At 66.4% G+C, this 17,828-nt stretch carries 17 protein-coding genes and 3 pseudogenes; 8 read left to right on the plus strand and 12 right to left on the minus strand.

What is annotated here, in order from left to right; translation table 11 throughout:
* Nucleotides 1-102 precede the first annotated feature (102 nt).
* Nucleotides 103-666: pseudogene (locus AB8998_RS13550) on the plus strand (substrate-binding domain-containing protein); the annotation flags it as partial.
* A gap of 7 nt (nt 667-673) precedes the next feature.
* On the opposite strand, the gene AB8998_RS13555 reads toward AB8998_RS13550, so the two are convergent.
* From AB8998_RS13555 to AB8998_RS13585, 7 genes and pseudogenes are all read right to left on the minus strand, one after another.
* Nucleotides 674-1,120, minus strand: coding sequence for a nuclear transport factor 2 family protein (locus AB8998_RS13555; protein ID WP_369738398.1), 447 nt, complete (start codon nt 1,118-1,120; stop codon nt 674-676).
* A 16-nt stretch (nt 1,121-1,136) separates the two neighbouring features.
* Nucleotides 1,137-2,602, minus strand: a pseudogene (locus AB8998_RS13560) (FAD-dependent oxidoreductase).
* Nucleotides 2,599-3,507, minus strand: coding sequence for a biphenyl-2,3-diol 1,2-dioxygenase (gene bphC / locus AB8998_RS13565; RefSeq protein WP_369738399.1), 909 nt, complete (start codon nt 3,505-3,507; stop codon nt 2,599-2,601). The pseudogene AB8998_RS13560 and the gene bphC overlap by 4 nt, the downstream one beginning before the upstream one ends.
* 13 nt (nt 3,508-3,520) lie before the next feature.
* On the minus strand, nt 3,521-4,705 hold the full coding sequence (locus tag AB8998_RS13570) for an acyl-CoA dehydrogenase family protein (RefSeq protein WP_369738400.1): 1,185 nt from the start codon (nt 4,703-4,705) through the stop codon (nt 3,521-3,523).
* A gap of 412 nt (nt 4,706-5,117) precedes the next feature.
* Nucleotides 5,118-5,981, minus strand: a complete 864-nt coding sequence (locus tag AB8998_RS13575; RefSeq protein WP_369738401.1) for an SDR family oxidoreductase — start codon at nt 5,979-5,981, stop codon at nt 5,118-5,120.
* An 11-nt stretch (nt 5,982-5,992) separates the two neighbouring features.
* Nucleotides 5,993-6,793, minus strand: coding sequence for a mycofactocin-coupled SDR family oxidoreductase (locus tag AB8998_RS13580; RefSeq protein WP_369738402.1), 801 nt, complete (start codon nt 6,791-6,793; stop codon nt 5,993-5,995).
* Nucleotides 6,793-8,418 (minus strand): flavin-containing monooxygenase, encoded by a 1,626-nt coding sequence (locus AB8998_RS13585; protein ID WP_369738403.1) that lies wholly within the window; start codon nt 8,416-8,418, stop codon nt 6,793-6,795. The genes AB8998_RS13580 and AB8998_RS13585 overlap by 1 nt, the downstream gene beginning before the upstream one ends.
* 130 nt (nt 8,419-8,548) lie before the next feature.
* On the opposite strand from AB8998_RS13585, the gene AB8998_RS13590 reads away from it, so the two are divergent.
* The 5 genes and pseudogenes from AB8998_RS13590 to AB8998_RS13610 all read left to right on the plus strand — a co-directional run bounded on the left by AB8998_RS13590 (nt 8,549) and on the right by AB8998_RS13610 (nt 11,230).
* Nucleotides 8,549-8,866, plus strand: a complete 318-nt coding sequence (locus AB8998_RS13590; RefSeq protein ID WP_369738404.1) for a 2Fe-2S iron-sulfur cluster-binding protein — start codon at nt 8,549-8,551, stop codon at nt 8,864-8,866.
* 6 nt (nt 8,867-8,872) lie between these two features.
* Nucleotides 8,873-9,706: a mycofactocin-coupled SDR family oxidoreductase gene (locus tag AB8998_RS13595; RefSeq protein ID WP_369738405.1), complete on the plus strand. Its 834-nt coding sequence runs from the start codon at nt 8,873-8,875 to the stop codon at nt 9,704-9,706.
* 8 nt (nt 9,707-9,714) lie between these two features.
* A pseudogene (locus tag AB8998_RS13600) lies at nt 9,715-9,882 on the plus strand (SDR family NAD(P)-dependent oxidoreductase); the annotation flags it as partial.
* 80 nt (nt 9,883-9,962) lie between these two features.
* Complete coding sequence (locus AB8998_RS13605) at nt 9,963-10,466, plus strand: nuclear transport factor 2 family protein (RefSeq protein WP_369738406.1); 504 nt, start codon at nt 9,963-9,965, stop codon at nt 10,464-10,466.
* A 14-nt stretch (nt 10,467-10,480) separates the two neighbouring features.
* Nucleotides 10,481-11,230 carry a hypothetical protein gene (locus AB8998_RS13610; protein ID WP_369741561.1) on the plus strand — a complete coding sequence of 250 codons (750 nt, stop codon included), beginning with the start codon at nt 10,481-10,483 and terminating at the stop codon, nt 11,228-11,230.
* Between the two features lie 406 nt (nt 11,231-11,636).
* On the opposite strand, the gene dmpG is transcribed toward AB8998_RS13610, so the two are convergent.
* From dmpG to AB8998_RS13635, 5 genes are all read right to left on the minus strand, one after another.
* On the minus strand, nt 11,637-12,698 hold the full coding sequence (gene dmpG, locus AB8998_RS13615) for a 4-hydroxy-2-oxovalerate aldolase (RefSeq protein ID WP_369738407.1): 1,062 nt from the start codon (nt 12,696-12,698) through the stop codon (nt 11,637-11,639).
* The gene (locus AB8998_RS13620) at nt 12,695-13,636 is read right to left on the minus strand and encodes an acetaldehyde dehydrogenase (acetylating) (RefSeq protein ID WP_369738408.1); all 942 of its coding nucleotides are present in this window, start codon (nt 13,634-13,636) and stop codon (nt 12,695-12,697) included. The genes dmpG and AB8998_RS13620 overlap by 4 nt, the downstream gene beginning before the upstream one ends.
* Nucleotides 13,637-13,647: 11 nt before the next feature.
* Entirely contained in the window at nt 13,648-14,433 is a 786-nt protein-coding gene (locus tag AB8998_RS13625; protein ID WP_369738409.1) for a 2-keto-4-pentenoate hydratase, read from the minus strand.
* Nucleotides 14,426-15,319, minus strand: a complete 894-nt coding sequence (locus AB8998_RS13630) for an enoyl-CoA hydratase (protein ID WP_369738410.1) — start codon at nt 15,317-15,319, stop codon at nt 14,426-14,428. Before AB8998_RS13630 ends, AB8998_RS13625 begins: the two co-directional genes overlap by 8 nt.
* Nucleotides 15,320-15,444: 125 nt before the next feature.
* Nucleotides 15,445-15,891, minus strand: coding sequence for a hypothetical protein (locus AB8998_RS13635; protein WP_369738411.1), 447 nt, complete (start codon nt 15,889-15,891; stop codon nt 15,445-15,447).
* Between the two features lie 364 nt (nt 15,892-16,255).
* Between AB8998_RS13635 and AB8998_RS13640 the strand changes: the two genes are divergently transcribed.
* Both AB8998_RS13640 and AB8998_RS13645 read left to right on the plus strand, forming a co-directional pair.
* Nucleotides 16,256-16,972 (plus strand): MlaE family ABC transporter permease, encoded by a 717-nt coding sequence (locus AB8998_RS13640; protein ID WP_369741562.1) that lies wholly within the window; start codon nt 16,256-16,258, stop codon nt 16,970-16,972.
* 7 nt (nt 16,973-16,979) lie between these two features.
* Nucleotides 16,980-17,825 (plus strand): ABC transporter permease, encoded by an 846-nt coding sequence (locus tag AB8998_RS13645; protein WP_369738412.1) that lies wholly within the window; start codon nt 16,980-16,982, stop codon nt 17,823-17,825.
* The last annotated feature ends 3 nt before the right edge of the window (nt 17,826-17,828 follow it).

The raw sequence follows: 17,828 nt of genomic DNA on the forward strand, positions 1-17,828 counted from the left end.
TATTAGGAATATCTGTTTCTATCACATCGTGTGTCTGCTGTCACAAACACGCGCCAAGCAGCCGCAAAATCCCCGGCACGCTGGGCGTACGGAGGTTTTTGTGTCGTGTTCCGCAGCGGCTTGTCCGGCACCTCGGACAATTTCCAGAAGTATCTCGATAACGCCGGCGGCGACGCTTGGGGTAAGGGTGCCGGCAAGGCGTTCAACGGCAGTGTGGGCGAGGGTGCGATGGGCAACGACGGCACCTCCGCGGGCGCCAAGCGCACCGAAGGGGCGGTCACCTACGCCGAGTGGTCGTTCGCCCAGGCGCAACAGCTGAAGATGGCCAAGGTCATCACTTCGGCGGGTTCGGACCCCGTGACGATCAGCGCCGATACGGTGGCGAAGACGATTGCCACGGCTGGGATCATCAACACGGGCAACGACCTCGTCCTGGACACAATCTCGTTCTATCGGCCGAACCAATCCGGTGCTTATCCGATCGTGCTGGCAACCTATGAGATCGTCTGCTCGAAGTACCCTGACCCACAGGTCGGGGCGGCCGTCAGGGCTTTCCTGCAGAGCACGATCGGAGGAGGCCAGGAAGGATTGGCCGAGCACGGGTACGTCCCCATTCCGGAGACGTTCAAGGCGAGGTTGTCGACCGCGGTCAACGCCGTTGAGTGAACCCGGCCTACCAGCCACCGAAAACGTCGAGTGATCCGACGTGGGCTCGGTTGAACTTCACCCGCTCGGTCAGGCACCAAGCCCCGTCTGAGCACCGCTGCCATGTGTCGCGGTAATCGCCAAGCGTGTAAAACCGCGCCGATGGGTTGGCATCGGCGCTCAAGTGGACGTCGTGGATGTACGCGCGGCTGGTCGCGGTGTTCCCGTCGACATCAATAACCACATTGCCCAACAGGTGTTGCGTGGGCCCGCAGTTGTCCAGGAATCCGCGGATCATCTCGATGATCGCCGCGCTGCCATGCAGGCGCCCTGCTCCAAAGTCGCCTTGCGCGTCAGCGGCGAGGATTTCGGCCATCGCAGCCCAATCGCGGTCGTCCATGGCGCGGGCCAACTTGGTCAGTGCTCGTTCGACATCACGCTCATCGACCAGAAGCCGCACTCGATCGGCGTCCACGTCAGTTCCTTCGCGGTCAGCCTTTCGCCGCTGAGCGACCGGCGCGGCGCCCGTAGAAGCTGCCGTCGCCCAGCGAGACGCCGCTGGCGTAGCCCCAGGCGGCCAGCCCGGCCGTCGAGCGGCCGGCCGCGAACAGCCCCGGGATCGGCGCGCCGCTGACGTGCAGCACCTCCGCGTCCAGCGTGGTGCACAGCCCACCCAGGGTGAACCCGCCGGTGTTCTCCCGCAGGTCGATCGCGCCGACCGGCGACCCGATCGGCCGCAACCATTCGGGCTTCTTGTGCAACAGCGGGTCCTCGCCGCGCGCGGCGCCCTCGTTGTAGGCGGCCACCGTGGCCTGCAGCGAGCCGGGCGCCAGCCCCATGTCGCGTTCCAGGTCGGCGACGTTGTCGGCCACCCAGTTCGCCTCCCGCAGCATGAACTTCGGTGACCACGACGCCATCGCCTCTTGCTGGGCGTCGTCGTCGATGATCAGGTAGGCGGTGTTGTCCTGCTGGTAGAGGGTGAGCTGGCCGACCCGGCCGGGGTAGGTGTCCTCGGCGACGTAGCGCTGGCCGCGGCCGTTGACGAGGATGCCGCGCACCAGTTGCTGAGGGTCGATGAAGATGGCGACCTCGGTGGCGTCCATGTGGGCCAGGTCCGCGCCGAGCGCCTGCGCCATCCGGATGCCCTGCCCGTCATGTTGTTCGATCGAGGCGGCCGGGCGCCCGGCGATGCGCGGCGCGTACTGCGCCACCATCGCGTCGTTGTAGCGAAGCTGCCCATGGCGAGCACCACCCCGCGGCGCGCCCGGACGTTGATCTCGGCGCCGTAACGGCGGGCCCGGATTCCGGCCACCCTGCCGTCGGACTCGACGATCAGGCGCTGCACCCGCACGTCGTAGAGCGCCCGCGCGCCGGCCGCGGTGGCCGTCTCGACGAGCGGCTTCATCAACATGTAGCCGGCGCTGGCCTCGCCCTGCTTCTTGTTCGACATCTGCGGGACGTGGCCGCGCGGGGCGGGGGAGGCGATGGTGTTGAACGGGTAGGCGTTCTCGCCGCCGCTGTACATCAGGCCCTGGTCGCCCATCGGCTCCCAGCCGGGTTCGGAGAAGAACTCGGCCTTGAACGGCACACCGCAGTCGACGAGCCAGTCGAAGTGGGCGACGCTGCCGGCGCAGTAGTCGGCGATGCGCCCCGCGTCGGCCCCGGGGCCCATCGCGACGTTGAGGAAGGCCGCCATGTTGTCGACGGAATCGTCGAAGCCACAGGCCTTTTGCAGCGCGGTGCCGCCGCCGAGGTAGATGAAACCGCCGGCCATGGCGGCCGCACCACCCCAGGAGCCGGTGCGTTCGAGCACCAGGACGTCGGCGCCGGCGCGGGCCGCCTCGACCGCCGCGGCGGCCCCGGCGATGCCGTATCCGGCGATCACGACGTCAGCCTCGTCGTCCCAGGAGGTGATCGACGCCGCCGGGACCGGGGTGACATCGGTATCGGGCGTCATAACCGCATCGCCGCGGGCATCTCGCCGATCCACTGGTGGCCCCAGTAGCTGTCGGCAGTGATTTCCTCTGCGGTGTAATAGTTTTCGTCGACCCGCATCCCGTCGGTGCCGAATTCGATGTCCCAGTCGCCGGGGGCCCGGACGTAGAACGACACCATCTTGTCGTTGGTGTGCCGTCCGAGCGTGGAGGAGAGCTGGAAGCCCTCGGCGTTGACGCGGTCCAGCGCCTGACCCACCGCGTCGAGGGTGTCGACCTCGACCATGATGTGCACCAGGCGCGGGTCGCGCTGATGGGCGGCGGGGACGATCGCCAAGCTGTGGTGTCGCTCGTTGATGCCGAGGAAACGCACCCGCACCGGGCCGAACTCCTTGGGCAGCGGAACCCGGAACGCGCCCCGGGAGCGGAACCCCAGCACCTCGGTGTAGAAGTCGAACAGGCCGCCCGGGTCCGTGGTGGGCAGCACGACGTGGCCCATGCCCTGGTCGCCGGTGACGAACCTCGCCCCGAACGGGGTGATCACCGGGCTGTGGTCGAGCACCGCGCCGTGAAAGACCTCGCACGTGATGCCGGCGGGGTCCTCGAAGGTGATCACCTCCTCGACGCGCCGGGCCTCGGCCTCCTCGTCGGAGAGTTGCTTGAACGCCACTCCGGCGCCGTCGAGCGCGGCTTTGACCCGCTGCAGGCCGGGGTGGTCGCGCACCTCCCAGCCCACGGTGCGGATCCGTTCGGTCTCCCCGGGCACCACGATCAGCCGGGCCGCGCGCTCGTCCATGCGCAGATACAGCGCCGACGGGTCGGGGCCCGATCCTTCGGCGAACCCCAGCACACCGAAGGCGAACTGCCGCCACCGGTCGATGTCGTTGGTCGAAATGGTGACGTACCCAAGGCTTTTCAGTTCGGTCACTTTCGTCTCACTCCTAGATCAGCGCCCGGAGCGGGCCCTGGGGCGGTTCGACACCCAGCGAGCTCAGGGCCGACGCGTGGTAGATGGTGCCCGGGACGTGGATGGCGTGCATCTGCCCGACGTGCACATCGCGCCAGTAGCGCTGCAGCGGCTTGTCCATCCGCGACGCGTTGCCACCCGATCGGGCGAAGATCTCGTCGACCGCCGACACCGCGCGCCACACCGCGCGCACCTGGGTGCGACGGCCCGCCGCCCGGTCGGCGAAGGACACCTCCTTGCCGGCGGCGACCATGTCATAGATCCGGTCGGCGTTGGCCAGCAGTTCCTGGCGGGCGGCGTTGATGTCGGCCGCGGCCTCGCCGACGGCGTACATGACGTAGGGGTCGTCCTTGATCGCCGTTCCGGTGGCGCCGACCCGCTCTCGCTGATAATCCAGGTGTGCGGCCAGCGCGCCTTCGGCGATACCGATGGTCGCCGCCGAGATCCCCAGGGGAAACATCGTCGACCACGGCATCAGATACAGCGGCTCGGTCATCCCCGCCTCGCGCTGGGCGGTGCCGTCCATCACCTTGGTCGCGTCCATGGTCCGGTAGGAGGGGACGAACGCGTCTTTGACGATGACGTCCTTGGAGCCGGTGCCGCGCAGGCCCACCACATTCCAGGAGTCCTCGACGATCTCGTAGTCCTTGCGGGGCAGGATCATGTGCAGCATCTGCGGCGGCATCAGCGGGATGCCGTTGGCGTCGCCGAGCATCGCGCCCAGGATGATCCAGTCGCAGTGGTCGGTGCCCGAGCTGAACTGCCAGCGGCCGTTGAACAGGTAGCCGCCGTCGACCGGCTTGGCCACGCCCTGGGGCGCATACGGGGAGGCCATCCACGTGTCGACGTCGTCGGCCCAGACCTCGGCACCCACCTTCGGGTCGGCGTAGGCCAACTGGTAGGGGTGCACACCCACCACACCGACGATCCAGCCTGCCGCCGGATCGAGGGCCGCGGTCGCCATGACCGTCTCGGCGAACTCGCGGGGGTGGACCTCGAAGCCCGCATAGTTCTTGGGTTGCAGCAGTCGAATCAGGCCGGCGGCCTTCATCAGCTTCACCGAGTCGTCGGTGAGCCGGCCGATTCGCTCAGCTTCTGCGGCCTGCTCGCGCAACTGGTCGGCCATCGCCACGACCCGGTCAAGTACCCGCTCGCTCATTTTCATCGTCCTTACGTGTGTGGGCTTAATGAATGGTTTACCGCAGTCCATGCGCCGACTCTCTGATGATCCCGATCAGCGGGCTGAAATGGGTCCAAATCGATGTGCGAATTGTTGCCGACGAAACGGCTGTTGCCGCCCGTACGAGTCGAGCTCGACGCCGGCGCCGGGCGTCACAAGCGCCGTCGCGCCGCCCGGTGCTCGGGAACGGACCCGTTCCGAGGTCGCGGAAATCCCCAACCTGACGGCGGTGAACAATGCCAGTGCGCGGCCCTGGCTGCGCGAGACCTCACCCGGCAACCCACGCTCGGGGGCGATGCCGCGACCCGTTGTCGACTTCGATGCCGGGGGTAGCGGCGTTGACGCTCACGAAGGCCGGCCCGTACCGGCATGGACAGGCTGGACTGGCGCGCTAGCGACCCGATCGTCCACGACGAAAGGCGGCCATCCGCCAGAGGTACTGCGGCAGGTGCATGGACGGCACCCGTCGCGGCCAGTCATCGGCACGGAAGTATGCGTCAGTGCCGCCGTCGACGAAAATAACGCTACCGCAAAGGAACTCGGCGGCATCCGAGAGCATGAAGACCATCCAGTCCGCAAGCTGTGCGGGGTCTCCGAAGCCGCCGACCGGCACGGGAAACGAGCGGATCGCCCTGGCCTCGCGCGGTGTGGCCAACTGCTTCTGTAACAGCGGGGTCATGATCGCGCCCGGCGCGATCGCGTTCAAGCGGATCCCCGCACCTGCCCACTCCGGTGTCACCGCGGTGCGCCGCACCCAACGTGAGAGCGCGATTTTCGACGCGCCGTAGGCCATCGACGGGGCGGCCGACCGAAACATGCGTACCGCCCGTTCAGCCCTGACCACATCGCGGTCCAGCAACGCGCGTACCGCGCGCCCCGGCACGGCCGGCATCGTGGTCGCCGAGTTGCTCGCGACGACGACCACCTTCGCGTTCCCCGCCGCCGTGAACGCAGGACGCCACGCCTCGGCCAATTCGACCACGCCGAGAAAATTCACCGTCAGGATCAGGGGCACACCGGTCGCACCGGGGGTAGGTCCGAGGCCCGCCGCCAGCACCGCGCCATCCAGTCGGCCGTCGCAGGCCTCGGACACCGCTCCGGACGCCGCCGTGCGCCCGTCCTGACTGGAAAGGTCGGCCAGCACATCGGCGTCCCTGATGTCGACACCGATCACGCGGTGGCCCGCTTCCCGGAGTTTTGCCGCGGCGGCACGCCCCATACCCGAAGCAGATCCGGTGACCGCGTAGACGCCCATATGCCCTCTTCCTACGCTTTCGCCAGAAGACCGGCGTCGACCACGATCTGGGTCCCGGTGATATAGCGGGCTTCGTCGGAGGCCAGGAAGACGACCACATTGCTGACATCGACGGGTTCGACCCACGGCACGGGTAGCAAGTGACGGGCGATGAGCACCTCCGCGGCGTCCTCTGCCGTCGGGTTGTCCAAGTCGGGGCGAAGGCGCCGGAACGTCGCGTCGTTGAGGACCATCGCGGTTCCCACTGCGCCGGGATGGACGGTGTTCACGCGGATACGTCGCGGCCCGAGTTCGTTGGCGAGTGTGCGCGCCAGTCCCACCACGGCGTGCTTGCTCGCGGTGTAATGGGCACTGTTCGCGGTGCCACGAATGCCGTTGGTGGAACTGATGATGACGACAGAGCCACCCCGCTCCCCGATGTGGGGCACGCCCGCCTTCACGGTGTGCCAGACGCCGGTGAGATTGACGTCCAGCACCTGCTGCCAACTCTGGGGGGTGATCTCCCACGTGGGAGCGCCCGCAGGATGAATCCCGGCATTGGCGACGACCACGTCGATGGGACCGAGTTCGGCGACGGCGGCATCCACCGCGGCCGTCACGGCGGGCAAGTCGCTGATGTCGGCCAGCCCCGTCGCGGCGCGCACGCCCCGCCGCGCGACGGCGGCGGCGGTTTCGGCGAGTTCGGCGGCCGCCGCGGGCGCATCCAGCGCGATGACGTCGGCACCCTCGTCCGCGAACCGCTCACAGTGGGAGCGACCGGTCCCTCGGGCGGCGCCGGTCACCAGGACGACGCGACCATGCAGACCTGACATCAAGATCCCTTGATCAGCGAGAATCCCTTGTATCCGGCCTCGGCGACCTCTTTGCAGATGTCGAGATAGACCCCGAACCCGCCGATGAACAGCATGAAGACCCGCGGCTTCCCGGGAACGTTGGCGCCCAGGTACCACGAATTGGCCTTCGTGAACAGGCTCGCCTCGGCCCGGCGGGCGCACTCGGCCACCCAGTCATCGACGGCCTGCGCGGTCGCCTCGATCGCCGTGTAGCCGTGGGCATCGAGGTAGGCGATGCAGTCGGCGATCCAGTTCACGTGCGCCTCGGCGTGCAGCACCATGTTGGCCAGCACGGCGGGAGCACCGGGGCCGCACACCACGAACAGATTGGGGAACCCGTCGGTGTTCAGGCCGAGATAGGACCGCGGCCCATCGCTCCAATAATCGCGCAGGTGCTTGCCGTTGCGGCCGACGATGTCGATCTTGTCCAGTGCGCCGGTCATCGCGTCGAAACCGGTGGCGAGCACGATCATGTCCAGGTCGTAGTGTGCGTCGGTGGTGTTGATCCCGGCGGCGTCGACGGAGATGATCGGTGTTTTGCGGACGCTGACCAGTTTTACGTTCGGGCGGTTGAAAGTCTGAAAGTAATTGGTGTCGGTGCAGATCCGCTTGGTGCCGATCGGGTGGTCGTTGGGAATGAGGAGTTCGGCCACCTCCGGGTCGTCGATCACGGCCCGGACCTTCTCCTCATAGAACTTGCGGGCCTCTTCATTGGCGGCCGGGTCGGTCATCTGGTCCGGGAAGGTCTTGGAGAAGAGCACACCGCCCAGATCCCAGCGCTTCTCGAACGCCGCGCGTCGTTCCTCGGGTGTCGCCTCCATGGTCGGCTTGGGGTGCGCGACATGGGGGGAGCCGCCTGAGCTGCGCCATGACACCCGTCGCCGTTGCTCGTAATTCGCCTTGACCTCCGCGCGATCGGAGTCGGTGAGCGGGCGGTTGCCCGCGGGGACGCTGAAATTCGGGGTGCGTTGGAAGACATAGAGCTGTGACGCCTCTGCGGCGATGATCGGGATCGACTGGATACCGGAGGAACCGGTTCCGATGACCGCGACCCGCTTGCCGGCGAAGTCCACCGGCTCGTGCGGCCACGAGGCAGTGTGGTGCACCTCCCCGGCGAAGGTGTCCAGGCCGGGGAACTGCGGGGTCAGCGCCGCCGACAGGGGACCCGTGGCCATCAGGCAGAAGCGGGCGGTGACGCGCTCACCCGTGTCTGTCGTCACCGTCCAACGCAACTTGTGCTCGTCGAGCACCGCGGACGTGACCCGGGAGTTCAGTGTGACGTCCCGACGCAGATCCAATCGGTCGGCGACCCAGTTGATGTAGGCCAGGATCTCGGCCTGGGTGGCGTACTTTTCCGACCAGTCCCATTCCTGTTGCAGCTCGTCGGAAAACGAGTAGCAGTAGTCCACGCTCTCGACGTCGCACCGGGCACCGGGGTAGCGGTTGAAGTACCACGTACCACCGACGTCGGGTCCGGCCTCGAACACCCGGACGGTCAACCCGTCGGACCGCAGCCTGTGCAGCGCATACAAACCCGCGAACCCGGCTCCGACCACCACAACATCAATATCGGGAGCCACCAGCCGATCACCGCCACTTTTCACAGGGTCAACGGTAGATCCTGCGCGCCGGAGGCAGGTGAGGTATCCCGGTGACCGGACTCCGAGACGGCCGGCCTCCCGGCCATCGGAAAGGCATCGGCGGGCCGGCTCATCGCCCCGTCAGAATCGCTCCATGTCAGAACCCGGACGACATGACGCCGCTGTGCGCACCGACGCGGCGGCTGCTGCTGTCGAGGTGAACTTGGCCGGCGAGGTCCACCGATTGCGCTGGCCGCGCGACCAGTCACTCGTCGACACGATGCTCGACGCCGGAATCGACGTGCCACACTCGTGCCGTGAAGGCCACTGCGGCTCCTGCGTGGCGACCCTCGTCTCGGGTGAGGTGGACATGGCCTGTTGCGAGCTACTGGGACCCGAAGAGCGCGCCGAGGGTTTGATCCTGGCCTGCCAGGCCCGCCCGCTCAGCGATGATGTCCGCGTCGAGTTCTGACGCGGTATGAGTAAGCGTCTGGCGGGCAAGGTCGCACTGATCACCGGCGCAGCGCGGGGGATCGGACGCGCGCAGGCCGTGCGGTTCGCGCAGGAGGGCGCCGACGTCGTGGCGCTCGATGTGTGCGGAGCGGTCGACACCGTGGTGGTTCCGCACAGCACGCCCGCCGACCTCGAGCGCACGGCTTCGTTGGTCGCCGAAACCGGCGCGCGGGTGCACACCGAGGTCGTCGACGTCCGTGACCTCGCGGGCGTCCAGGCTGCCGCTGACCGCGGCGTCCGGCAGTTCGGCGGGCTGGACGTTGTGTGCGCCACCGCCGGGATCACTTCGCGCGGTGCGGCGCTCGACCTCGACGAAGATGCCTGGCGCGCCATGCTGGATGTCAACCTCACGGGGGTATGGCATACGTGCCGCGCCGGTGCGCCCCACCTGATTGCGCGCGGCGCCGGCGCGATGGTCTTGACGAATTCCATCGCCGGATTGCGTGGCTTGGTCGGCGTGGCCCACTACACCGCCGCCAAGCACGGTGTCGTCGGACTGATGCAGAGCCTGGCCAAAGAGCTGGCGCCGCACAATGTCCGCGTCAATTGTGTGCATCCCACAAATGTCGACACGCCGCTGATCCAGAACGACGCCGTGCGCGGTGCATTCCGCCCGGACTTGGATCGGCCACCCACCCGCGCCGAATTCGCCGAAGCGGCACTGGGCATGAACCTGCTTCCCGTCCCATGGATAGAACCCATAGACGTCGCCAACGCATCGCTGTTCTTGGCGTCCGACGAGGCGCGCTACATCACCGCGGCGACCCTGCCCGTGGACGCCGGCGCCACTCAACGGTAGGAGCAATCATGCTCGAAGTCGGCACCTACGGGCCCTGGGCGGTCCTTGCAGGCGATTCGGAAGGGGCTGGCGCCGAGTTCGCCAAACAGTTGGCGGCCGACGGATTCGACTTGGTTCTGATCGCCCGCGAGCACGCGCTGCGCCACGCCGGAGCCACGGTGGCGACCTGCTCGGTGCGTGCCCACTCGTTGGCGCATCATGTCGAACAGTTGTCAACGCTGCAGGACCTGGCCAACGATGAGAAAGGAATCGGGTCATGACCGAGATCGCCGACCTTGCCGCACGGCTGAGCCGCCTTGAGGACGAACGCGACATCTCCAGGCTGATCGCCTCGTACGGACCGGCCGTGGATGCCGGGGACGCCGACGCCGCCGCGCAACTCTGGGCGACCGACGGGATCTATGACGTTGAGGGCTGGCAAATGCACGGCCAGAAGGACGTTCATGCGATGGTGAGTTCCGATTCTCACCAGAGGTTGGTGAGCAACGGATGCTGTCACTTCATCGGGCCGAGCGTCGTAACGGTGACTGAAGATTCGGCAGTGGCGGTTGCCGAATCTCTGGTACTCATCCGCGACGGTGAGAGCTATCGCGTATGGCGCTCGACGGCAAACCATTTCGAGCTACAGCGGATCGACGGGCGCTGGCGGATCACCAGACGCACCAGCCGTGTCCTCGACGGCGATCCCGGAGCACATGCGCTGCTGACGCGAGGACTCGTGGGTGCATCGGCACCGGTATTGGATGCGGGGCCGATGTGAGGGGTTGCCCGTTGGTGTTCTTTTCGTTTGTCGCGCTCGACAACGCGGATTACGAGCAGCACCGTCGCTACAACGAATGGCACCAACTCGACCATCGGCCGGAGAACCTGGCACTTCCCGGCGTCGCATGGGGAGATCGATGGGCGCGCACAGCCGAGTGCCGAGCCGAATCGATCGCCGATTCAGAGCAAGCGGCGACGGACTACGTTGCCATGTACTGGTTCCGCGATCCTGTCGAGCAATCGGTACCGGAGTGGGAGCGGCTCGGCGCGGACTCGTTCGAGTGGGGCCGCGGGCCGATCATCGCCGGAGTGCGCCGTACGCTGCTCGCTTTCTTCCGCCCTGTCAAGGGTTACGCGGCCTCGTCTGCGCTGGTGTCGCCGGCGGTCATCCCGTACCGGCCAAACCGTGGGTTGCATTTGACGATGACCAGGTTTGCCGACCCGTTGGGACCCGATACTCACGAGCACCATCGCTGGGAGGACCGTGTGTTGATTCCCGCCTTGCTCGACGAGCCGGGAGTGGCGGGGGCCTGGACATTTTCTCTCGACCACCATCAGCAGAACAGTCTGCGCCTGCGCGAGCAGGATCCTTCCGAACTCTCCGGCGCACTTCGCATTCGGATGCTCTATCTCGATGACGACCCCATTGCCACCACTGCCCGGGTACGCGACCTGGTGGGCGGCGCGAGCCCGCCGACGGCCAACGCAGACCTAGTGATCAGCACGCCGCTACAGACCATCATCCCGTGGCGGGATTGGTGACGTCGCGGCCGGTGCTCCGTCCCCGTGCGGGTCGGCCGGGTGTGCGGCCCTGGCGGCATCCGTGCGCCGCCTCATCGCTGTGATTCGATGTGACCGACCGGACGGAGGTGGACGCGCCCGCCGTCGCGGCGACAAGGGCGCACGTCGATCGCGCGGTGAAGCTTCCGTTGGGTGTGGTGCGAGCGAGCGCACACATGACCTCATCGATGGAGCAAAGGTTTTCGCAGTGGGCCACATCGCCGGTGATGGGGGAGTCACCTTCACCGCCGAAGGCGTGCCCATCATCGCCGCGAGCCCAGCACGGTGACGGTCCGGGCAACAGGCGCCAGCAAAGGCTGCGACCCAATCGACCCGAAAGACGTTCAGCCCCTTCGTTCCTCGCCGCAGAAGTCGGGGGCCGACTTGGTCAGTGCGTGGCGGCTGTCCCGCTGTCCTGTTCGCGTTTGATTTCCAGGGCGATGTCGATGAGTTGGTCTTCTTGGCCGCCGATGAGTTTGCGTTGGCCGGCGCGGTGCAGGAGTTGGTGGGCGGGCACTCCGTAGCGTTCGGATTGGCGGACGGCGTGTTTGAGGAAGCTGGAGTAGACCCCGGAGTAGCCCATGACCAGGGCGTTGCGGTCCAGTACGCATTCGGCGGGCATGGCTGGGCGTACGACGTCTTCGGCGGCGTCGGCGATGTCGAAGAAGTCGATGCCGGTCTTGACGCCGATCTTGTCGAACACCGCGATCAGGGCCTCCACGGGGGCGTTGCCCGCACCGGCGCCGAAGCGGCGACACGAGCCGTCGATCTGCTTGGCGCCCGCGCGGACGGCCTCCACCGAGTTGGCAACGCCCAGGCCGAGGTTTTCGTGGCCATGAAAACCAACTTGAGCATCCGACCCCAACTCGGCGACCAGTGCCGCGACCCGGTCGCGGACGCCTTCGAGGACCAGCGCGCCGGCGGAGTCGACGACGTAGACGCACTGGCAGCCGGCGTCGGCCATGATGCGGGCCTGGGCGGCCAGTTTCTCGGGGGGGATGGTGTGGGCCATCATCAAGAACCCGACGGTTTCTAGGCCCAGGTCGCGGGCGAACCCGAAATGCTGGATGGAGACGTCGGCCTCGGTGCAGTGGGTGGCGATGCGGCAGATCGACCCGCCGTTGTCCTGGGCTTGTTTGATGTCTTCTTTGGTGCCCACCCCGGGCAGCATCAAGAAGGCGATCTTGGCCTCTTTGGCCGTTTGGGCGGCGAGTTTGATCAGTTCTTGTTCGGGGGTTTTGGAAAAGCCGTAGTTCAAGCTCGACCCGCCCAGCCCGTCGCCGTGGGTCACCTCGATCACCGGCACCCCGGCGACATCGAGGGCCGCCACGATCGCCGCGACCTCGTCGGTGGTGAACTGGTGGCGCTTGTGATGCGAGCCGTCGCGCAGCGAGGTGTCGGTCATCCGCACGTCCCAGATGGGGTTGAAGAAGATGTCCTGCGTGCTCATCGTGTGCCTCCTGCCACCGACAGCATCTCTTTGGCGATCTCCTCGCCGACCTTGGTGGCCGCCGCGGTCATGATGTCCAGGTTGCCCGCATAGGGGGGCAGGTAGTCCCCGGCGCCTTCGACCTCGACGAACGTGGTGACCAGGGCCTGCCCGCCGGAGTTAAGCGAGGGGTCGTCGAACTGCGGCTCGTTGAGCAGCCGGTAGCCGGGCACATAGGTCTGCACCTCAGCCACCACGTCGTGGATGGATTTGGCGATCGCGTCGCGGTCGGCGTCCTCGGGGATGGCGCAAAAGATGGTGTCGCGCATGATCATCGGCGGGTCGGCCGGGTTCAAGATGATGATCGCCTTACCGCGCACCGCCCCGCCGATGCTCTGCACGCCGCGGCTGGTGGTCTTGGTGAACTCGTCGATGTTGGCCCGCGTACCCGGCCCCGCCGACACCGAGGCCACCGACGCCACGATCTCGGCATAAGGCACCCCGCCCTGCTCGGCGACCGCACGCGAGACCGCGTAGACGATCGGGATCGTGGCCTGGCCCCCGCAGGTGATCATGTTGACGTTCGGGGCGTCCAGGTGCTCGCGCAGGTTCGCCGGCGGGATCACCGCCGGACCCACCGCCGCCGGGGTCAAATCGATGGCCCGGATCCCGGCCTCGGCGTAGCGGGGTGCGGCCTCCCGATGCACGTAGGCACTGGTCGCCTCGAACACCAGATCGGGCTTCTCCGAGCGCCCCAAAAGCCAGTCCACCCCCTCATGGGTGGTCTCCAAACCCAGCTTGCGGGCCCGGGCCAGGCCCTCGCTGGCCGGGTCGATGCCCACCATCCAGCGCGGTTCCAGCCACTCCGAGCGCAGCAGCTTGTAGAGCAGATCGGTGCTGATGTTTCCCGACCCGACAATGGCCACTTTCAAGGCCACACCCGCTTGAGACGACGGCATGAAGAACGCTCCTATTCGAACGACAACCCGACCGCGCCCAGGCCGGTGAACTCGGCGACGAACTCATCGCCGGCACGCGCGTCGATGGCCCGCGTACACGACCCGGGCAACACGATGTCACCTTTGCGCAGCCGTACCCCAAAGCTTTCCACCTTGCGGGCCAGCCAGGCCACCGCGGTCACCGGATTGCCCAGCACCGCCTCGCTGCGGCCCTCGGCGATCACCTCGCCGTTACGGCTCAACACCGCCTCGATCCCCGTGACGTCCACCTCGCCCGGCGACACCCGCGCCGCGCCCAACACGAAACCCGCCGAGGAGGCGTTGTCGGCGATGGTGTCACACAACGCGATCTTCCAATCGGTGATCCGGGTGTCGATCAACTCGATCGAAGGAACCAGCGCCTCGGTCGCGCCCAGCACGTCATCCTCGGTGCAACCCGCCCCCGGCAGGTCGGCGGCCAAAATGAAACCCACCTCCACCTCGACCCGCGGGTACAGGTACTTGCCCGCCTTGACCGGGGTGTCCTCCAACACCCGCATCTCATCGAGCAGATGCCCGTAGTCGGGCTCATCGACACCCATCATCTGCTGCATCGCCAACGACGACAGCCCCACCTTGTGCCCCACCACCCGGGCACCCCCCGCGACCCGCCGACGAATGTTGATCAACTGAATCTCATAAGCATCCACCACATCGATCTCAGGATGGACAGCCGTCAACGGCGCGACCGGCTCACGACTCAACTCAGCACGCCACAACCCCGCAGCCAGCTCGTCGCGCAGGCCGGCGCTAAGCATGAAAGCCGGGCGTTTCGTCGCCCGATGCCGCGGCCATCGCCTTGGCGTTCATGCCGGCGAGTGAGCCGATCCCGATTTCCGCGTTGTGCGCATGCGCGAAATGATGGAGCCCGAAGACGGAATCGATGCCGTTGCGCAGCCCCATCTGATCTTCGCACTGGTTGACCGAACGCTTGGCCAACGCCAGTCCGAAGCGTGGCATGGTCGCGATACGTGCTGCGAGGCTATGGGTTTCGCGGGCAAGCTCGGAGCGTGGCACGACCCGGCTCACCATTCCGGCCTGGTAGGCACGCTGGGCGCTGAACCGTTCTCCGGTGTAGAGAATCTCTTTGGCGAAGCGCGGTCCCAGTGCCCACGGGTGGGCGAAATACTCGACGCCTGGAATGCCCATGCGCACAACGGGATCGCAAAAGAAGGCGTCGTCGGCCGCAACGATGAGATCGCAAACCCAGGCCAGCATGAGTCCACCGGCAATGCACGCCCCCTGGACCATTGCGATGGTGGGTTTCGGGATTTCGCGCCAGCGACGGCACATTCCCAGGTACACCTCCATCTCACGCGCGTAACGTTGATCGCCGCCTGGCTTTCCGACGTGGTCCCACCACAGGACGGCGCGATTGTCATAGTTCACGTGATGATCGCGGGCAGGGGTACCGATATCGTGGCCGGCGCTGAAGTGCTCGCCGGCGCCAGCCAAGATGATGACGTCGATCTGGTCGTCGTCGACGGCGCGTTGAAAAGCGGTGTCGAGGGCATACGTCATTGCCGAGTTCTGGGCGTTGCGGTAGTCGGGACGGTTCATGGTGACCACGGCGACACCGGCGCTCACCTGGTAGGTGACCACGTCGTCTTCGTCTGCTGCTGCCAATTCGGTGCCTCTCCACATCACGCTTGGTGGTGGCCTCCATCATCGGCGCCAGCCGGCACCGGGGCGGGGTCGGTGTCCGCACATCGGGAGTCATCTCGATCACAGCCGCGCGCCGCTTGCGTGGTGCAGCGGCAGTCCCGTACCTACATGCGGGCCAGTGAGAATGGGTAGCTCTGGGTTCCGCCTGGCGAACCACCACACCCCGACGCGAACGACGACTCCAACGTGCCGACGAGCGTCGTCGCATCCCATGAGTAGACGTCCCGCGTCGGGATGACGGGGCCGTAGTAGACATCGCCGCAGCGGAGACCGTCGGGAACGTCGACGGTCAACGTGTATCTGCCGTCGGTGAGTCGGGCAGCACCGCTGTATTCGAAAGCTCTGGCCACCGGTCGCGGTATCGCCTGCACGCTGACGCAGTCGCCGGGGCAGGACGAGATGGCCCAAACCCAGGTGTGGAAGTCGTATCTTCCGGTGATCAGTAGCTCGTAGTTTCCCGTGCGCATCTCGGCATGGGCCACCGGCGAGGCAACGGTGGCCGTCAGCGCCGCCCAGCCGGTCAGCGCCAACGCCGCAATAGCCTTTTGCATTCCCGAACCGAACGTGGTCGGCGGACCTGCCGGCCGCCGGGACACGCAACGTTCCGGGTCACGGCTGTCGGACGCCGGCTGGTAAGGGGTCACACAGCGATACTGGGCCGTCCGGCAGCGCCGTGTGCCGGGTCTCCCGGTGGGCGGGACGCGCTGTGTTACGCAGCTCACTCATCCGGGAAGGTTGCCGCCGGGTAACCCGTCGCGGGTTCGGCGAGGGCCAGCCTGGTTGGCGGCGACGGTAACGATCTGAGAGGAGTCAGTCCGCGTGGTCAGCATGGCGTCGGACCGCTGGCGACTGAGGCTTACGCTGCTCCGCAGCAACGTCGCCGGGCCGCTCGAGGCCATCGGGGGCCTGGTCGCGATGGCCGCCGATGCGGGCAAGTTCGCTTGCCGAAGGCCATTTCAATGGCGGGAATTCTTGGGCCAGTCCTGGTTCGTCGCACGGGTTTCGCTCATGCCAACCCTGTTGGTTGCCATCCCGTTCACGGTGCTGGTCAGTTTCACATTGAACATCCTGCTGCGTGAATTGGGTGCCGCCGACCTGTCCGGGGCAGGTGCGGCCTTCGGCGCCGTCACACAGGTGGGTCCGATGGTGACGGTGCTGATTGTGGCGGGCGCAGGCGCAACGGCCATGTGCGCGGATCTGGGTTCCCGCACCATCCGCGAGGAGATCGACGCCCTGGAAGTGCTCGGCATCAATCCGGTCCAGCGATTGGTGACGCCGCGCATGTTGGCTTCTGGAGTGGTGGCGCTGCTGCTCAACAGCCTCGTCTGCATCATCGGCATCCTGGGCGGCTACTTCTTCTCGATATTTGTCCAGGATGTCAATCCCGGTGCATTCGCCGCGGGCATCACCCTGCTGACCGGCGTTCCCGAACTCATCATCTCATCGGTGAAGGCACTGCTCTTCGGTCTGATCGCGGGCCTGGTCGCCTGTTACCGCGGGCTGACGATCACCGGTGGCGGCGCCAAGGCGGTGGGCAACGCGGTGAACGAGACGGTGGTGTATGCGTTCATGTCGTTGTTCGTCATCAACGTCGTGGTGACCGCCATCGGAATCCAAATGACGGCGAAGTAGGCACGCGATGACGTTGCGGGCGGCGTATCCGCGCCTTTTGGACGAGATCAACAGACCGGTTGCCGCACTGGGGTCGATCGGCGATCATGTCCTGTTCTACGCAAAGTCGATGGCAGGGGCCCCGTTCGCAGTCAGCCGCTACCGACGAGAAATTGTTCGCCTGGTTGCCGAAATCAGTATGGGTGCGGGCACATTGGCGATGATCGGCGGGACCGTCGTCATCGTCGGATTTCTCACCTTGGCAACAGGCGGGACGTTGGCCATTCAGGGGTACAGCTCGCTGGGCAACATCGGGATCGAGGCGTTGACAGGGTTTTTGGCGGCATTCATCAACGTTCGTATCTCGGCACCGATTGTCGCCGGCATCGGCTTGGCGGCCACCTTTGGCGCGGGCGTAACCGCCCAGCTTGGCGCGATGCGGATCAACGAGGAGATCGATGCACTCGAGAGCATGGCAATTCGGCCAGTGTCCTACCTGGTCAGCACGCGGATCATCGCGGGGATGCTGGCGATAACGCCCCTTTACTCGATCGCGGTCATCCTGTCGTTCGTCGCAAGCAAGTTCACGACGGTGGTGGTGCTGGGACAATCCGGGGGGCTGTATGGCCATTACTTCTCGACGTTCCTCAACCCGATCGACCTGCTGTGGTCGTTTCTCCAGGCAACGCTGATGGCTCTGGGCATCCTTTTCATCCACACCTACTACGGCTATTTCGCGAGCGGAGGCCCGTCCGGCGTGGGTGTCGCCGTGGGCAATGCGGTGCGGACCTCCCTGATCGTCGTCGTCTCGGTGACTCTGCTGGTCTCATTGGCCATCTACGGGGCCAACGGCAACTTCAACCTGTCGGGCTAGGGG

Origin of the sequence: Mycobacterium sp. HUMS_12744610 (assembly GCF_041206865.1) — a bacterium.
GTDB lineage: Bacteria > Actinomycetota > Actinomycetes > Mycobacteriales > Mycobacteriaceae > Mycobacterium > Mycobacterium servetii.

Coding starts and splice junctions, on each gene's coding strand:
- AB8998_RS13570 (WP_369738400.1), bottom strand. CDS start 4,705: ATGAGCGAGCGGGTACTTGACCGGGTCGTGGCGATGGCCGACCAGTTG.
- AB8998_RS13580 (WP_369738402.1), bottom strand. CDS start 6,793: ATGTCAGGTCTGCATGGTCGCGTCGTCCTGGTGACCGGCGCCGCCCGA.
- AB8998_RS13575 (WP_369738401.1), bottom strand. CDS start 5,981: ATGGGCGTCTACGCGGTCACCGGATCTGCTTCGGGTATGGGGCGTGCC.
- AB8998_RS13630 (WP_369738410.1), bottom strand. CDS start 15,319: ATGTGGAGAGGCACCGAATTGGCAGCAGCAGACGAAGACGACGTGGTC.
- AB8998_RS13620 (WP_369738408.1), bottom strand. CDS start 13,636: ATGCCGTCGTCTCAAGCGGGTGTGGCCTTGAAAGTGGCCATTGTCGGG.
- AB8998_RS13625 (WP_369738409.1), bottom strand. CDS start 14,433: ATGCTTAGCGCCGGCCTGCGCGACGAGCTGGCTGCGGGGTTGTGGCGT.
- AB8998_RS13640 (WP_369741562.1), top strand. CDS start 16,256: ATGGCCGCCGATGCGGGCAAGTTCGCTTGCCGAAGGCCATTTCAATGG.
- AB8998_RS13595 (WP_369738405.1), top strand. CDS start 8,873: ATGAGTAAGCGTCTGGCGGGCAAGGTCGCACTGATCACCGGCGCAGCG.
- AB8998_RS13645 (WP_369738412.1), top strand. CDS start 16,980: ATGACGTTGCGGGCGGCGTATCCGCGCCTTTTGGACGAGATCAACAGA.
- dmpG (WP_369738407.1), bottom strand. CDS start 12,698: ATGAGCACGCAGGACATCTTCTTCAACCCCATCTGGGACGTGCGGATG.
- AB8998_RS13590 (WP_369738404.1), top strand. CDS start 8,549: ATGTCAGAACCCGGACGACATGACGCCGCTGTGCGCACCGACGCGGCG.
- AB8998_RS13605 (WP_369738406.1), top strand. CDS start 9,963: ATGACCGAGATCGCCGACCTTGCCGCACGGCTGAGCCGCCTTGAGGAC.
- AB8998_RS13635 (WP_369738411.1), bottom strand. CDS start 15,891: ATGCAAAAGGCTATTGCGGCGTTGGCGCTGACCGGCTGGGCGGCGCTG.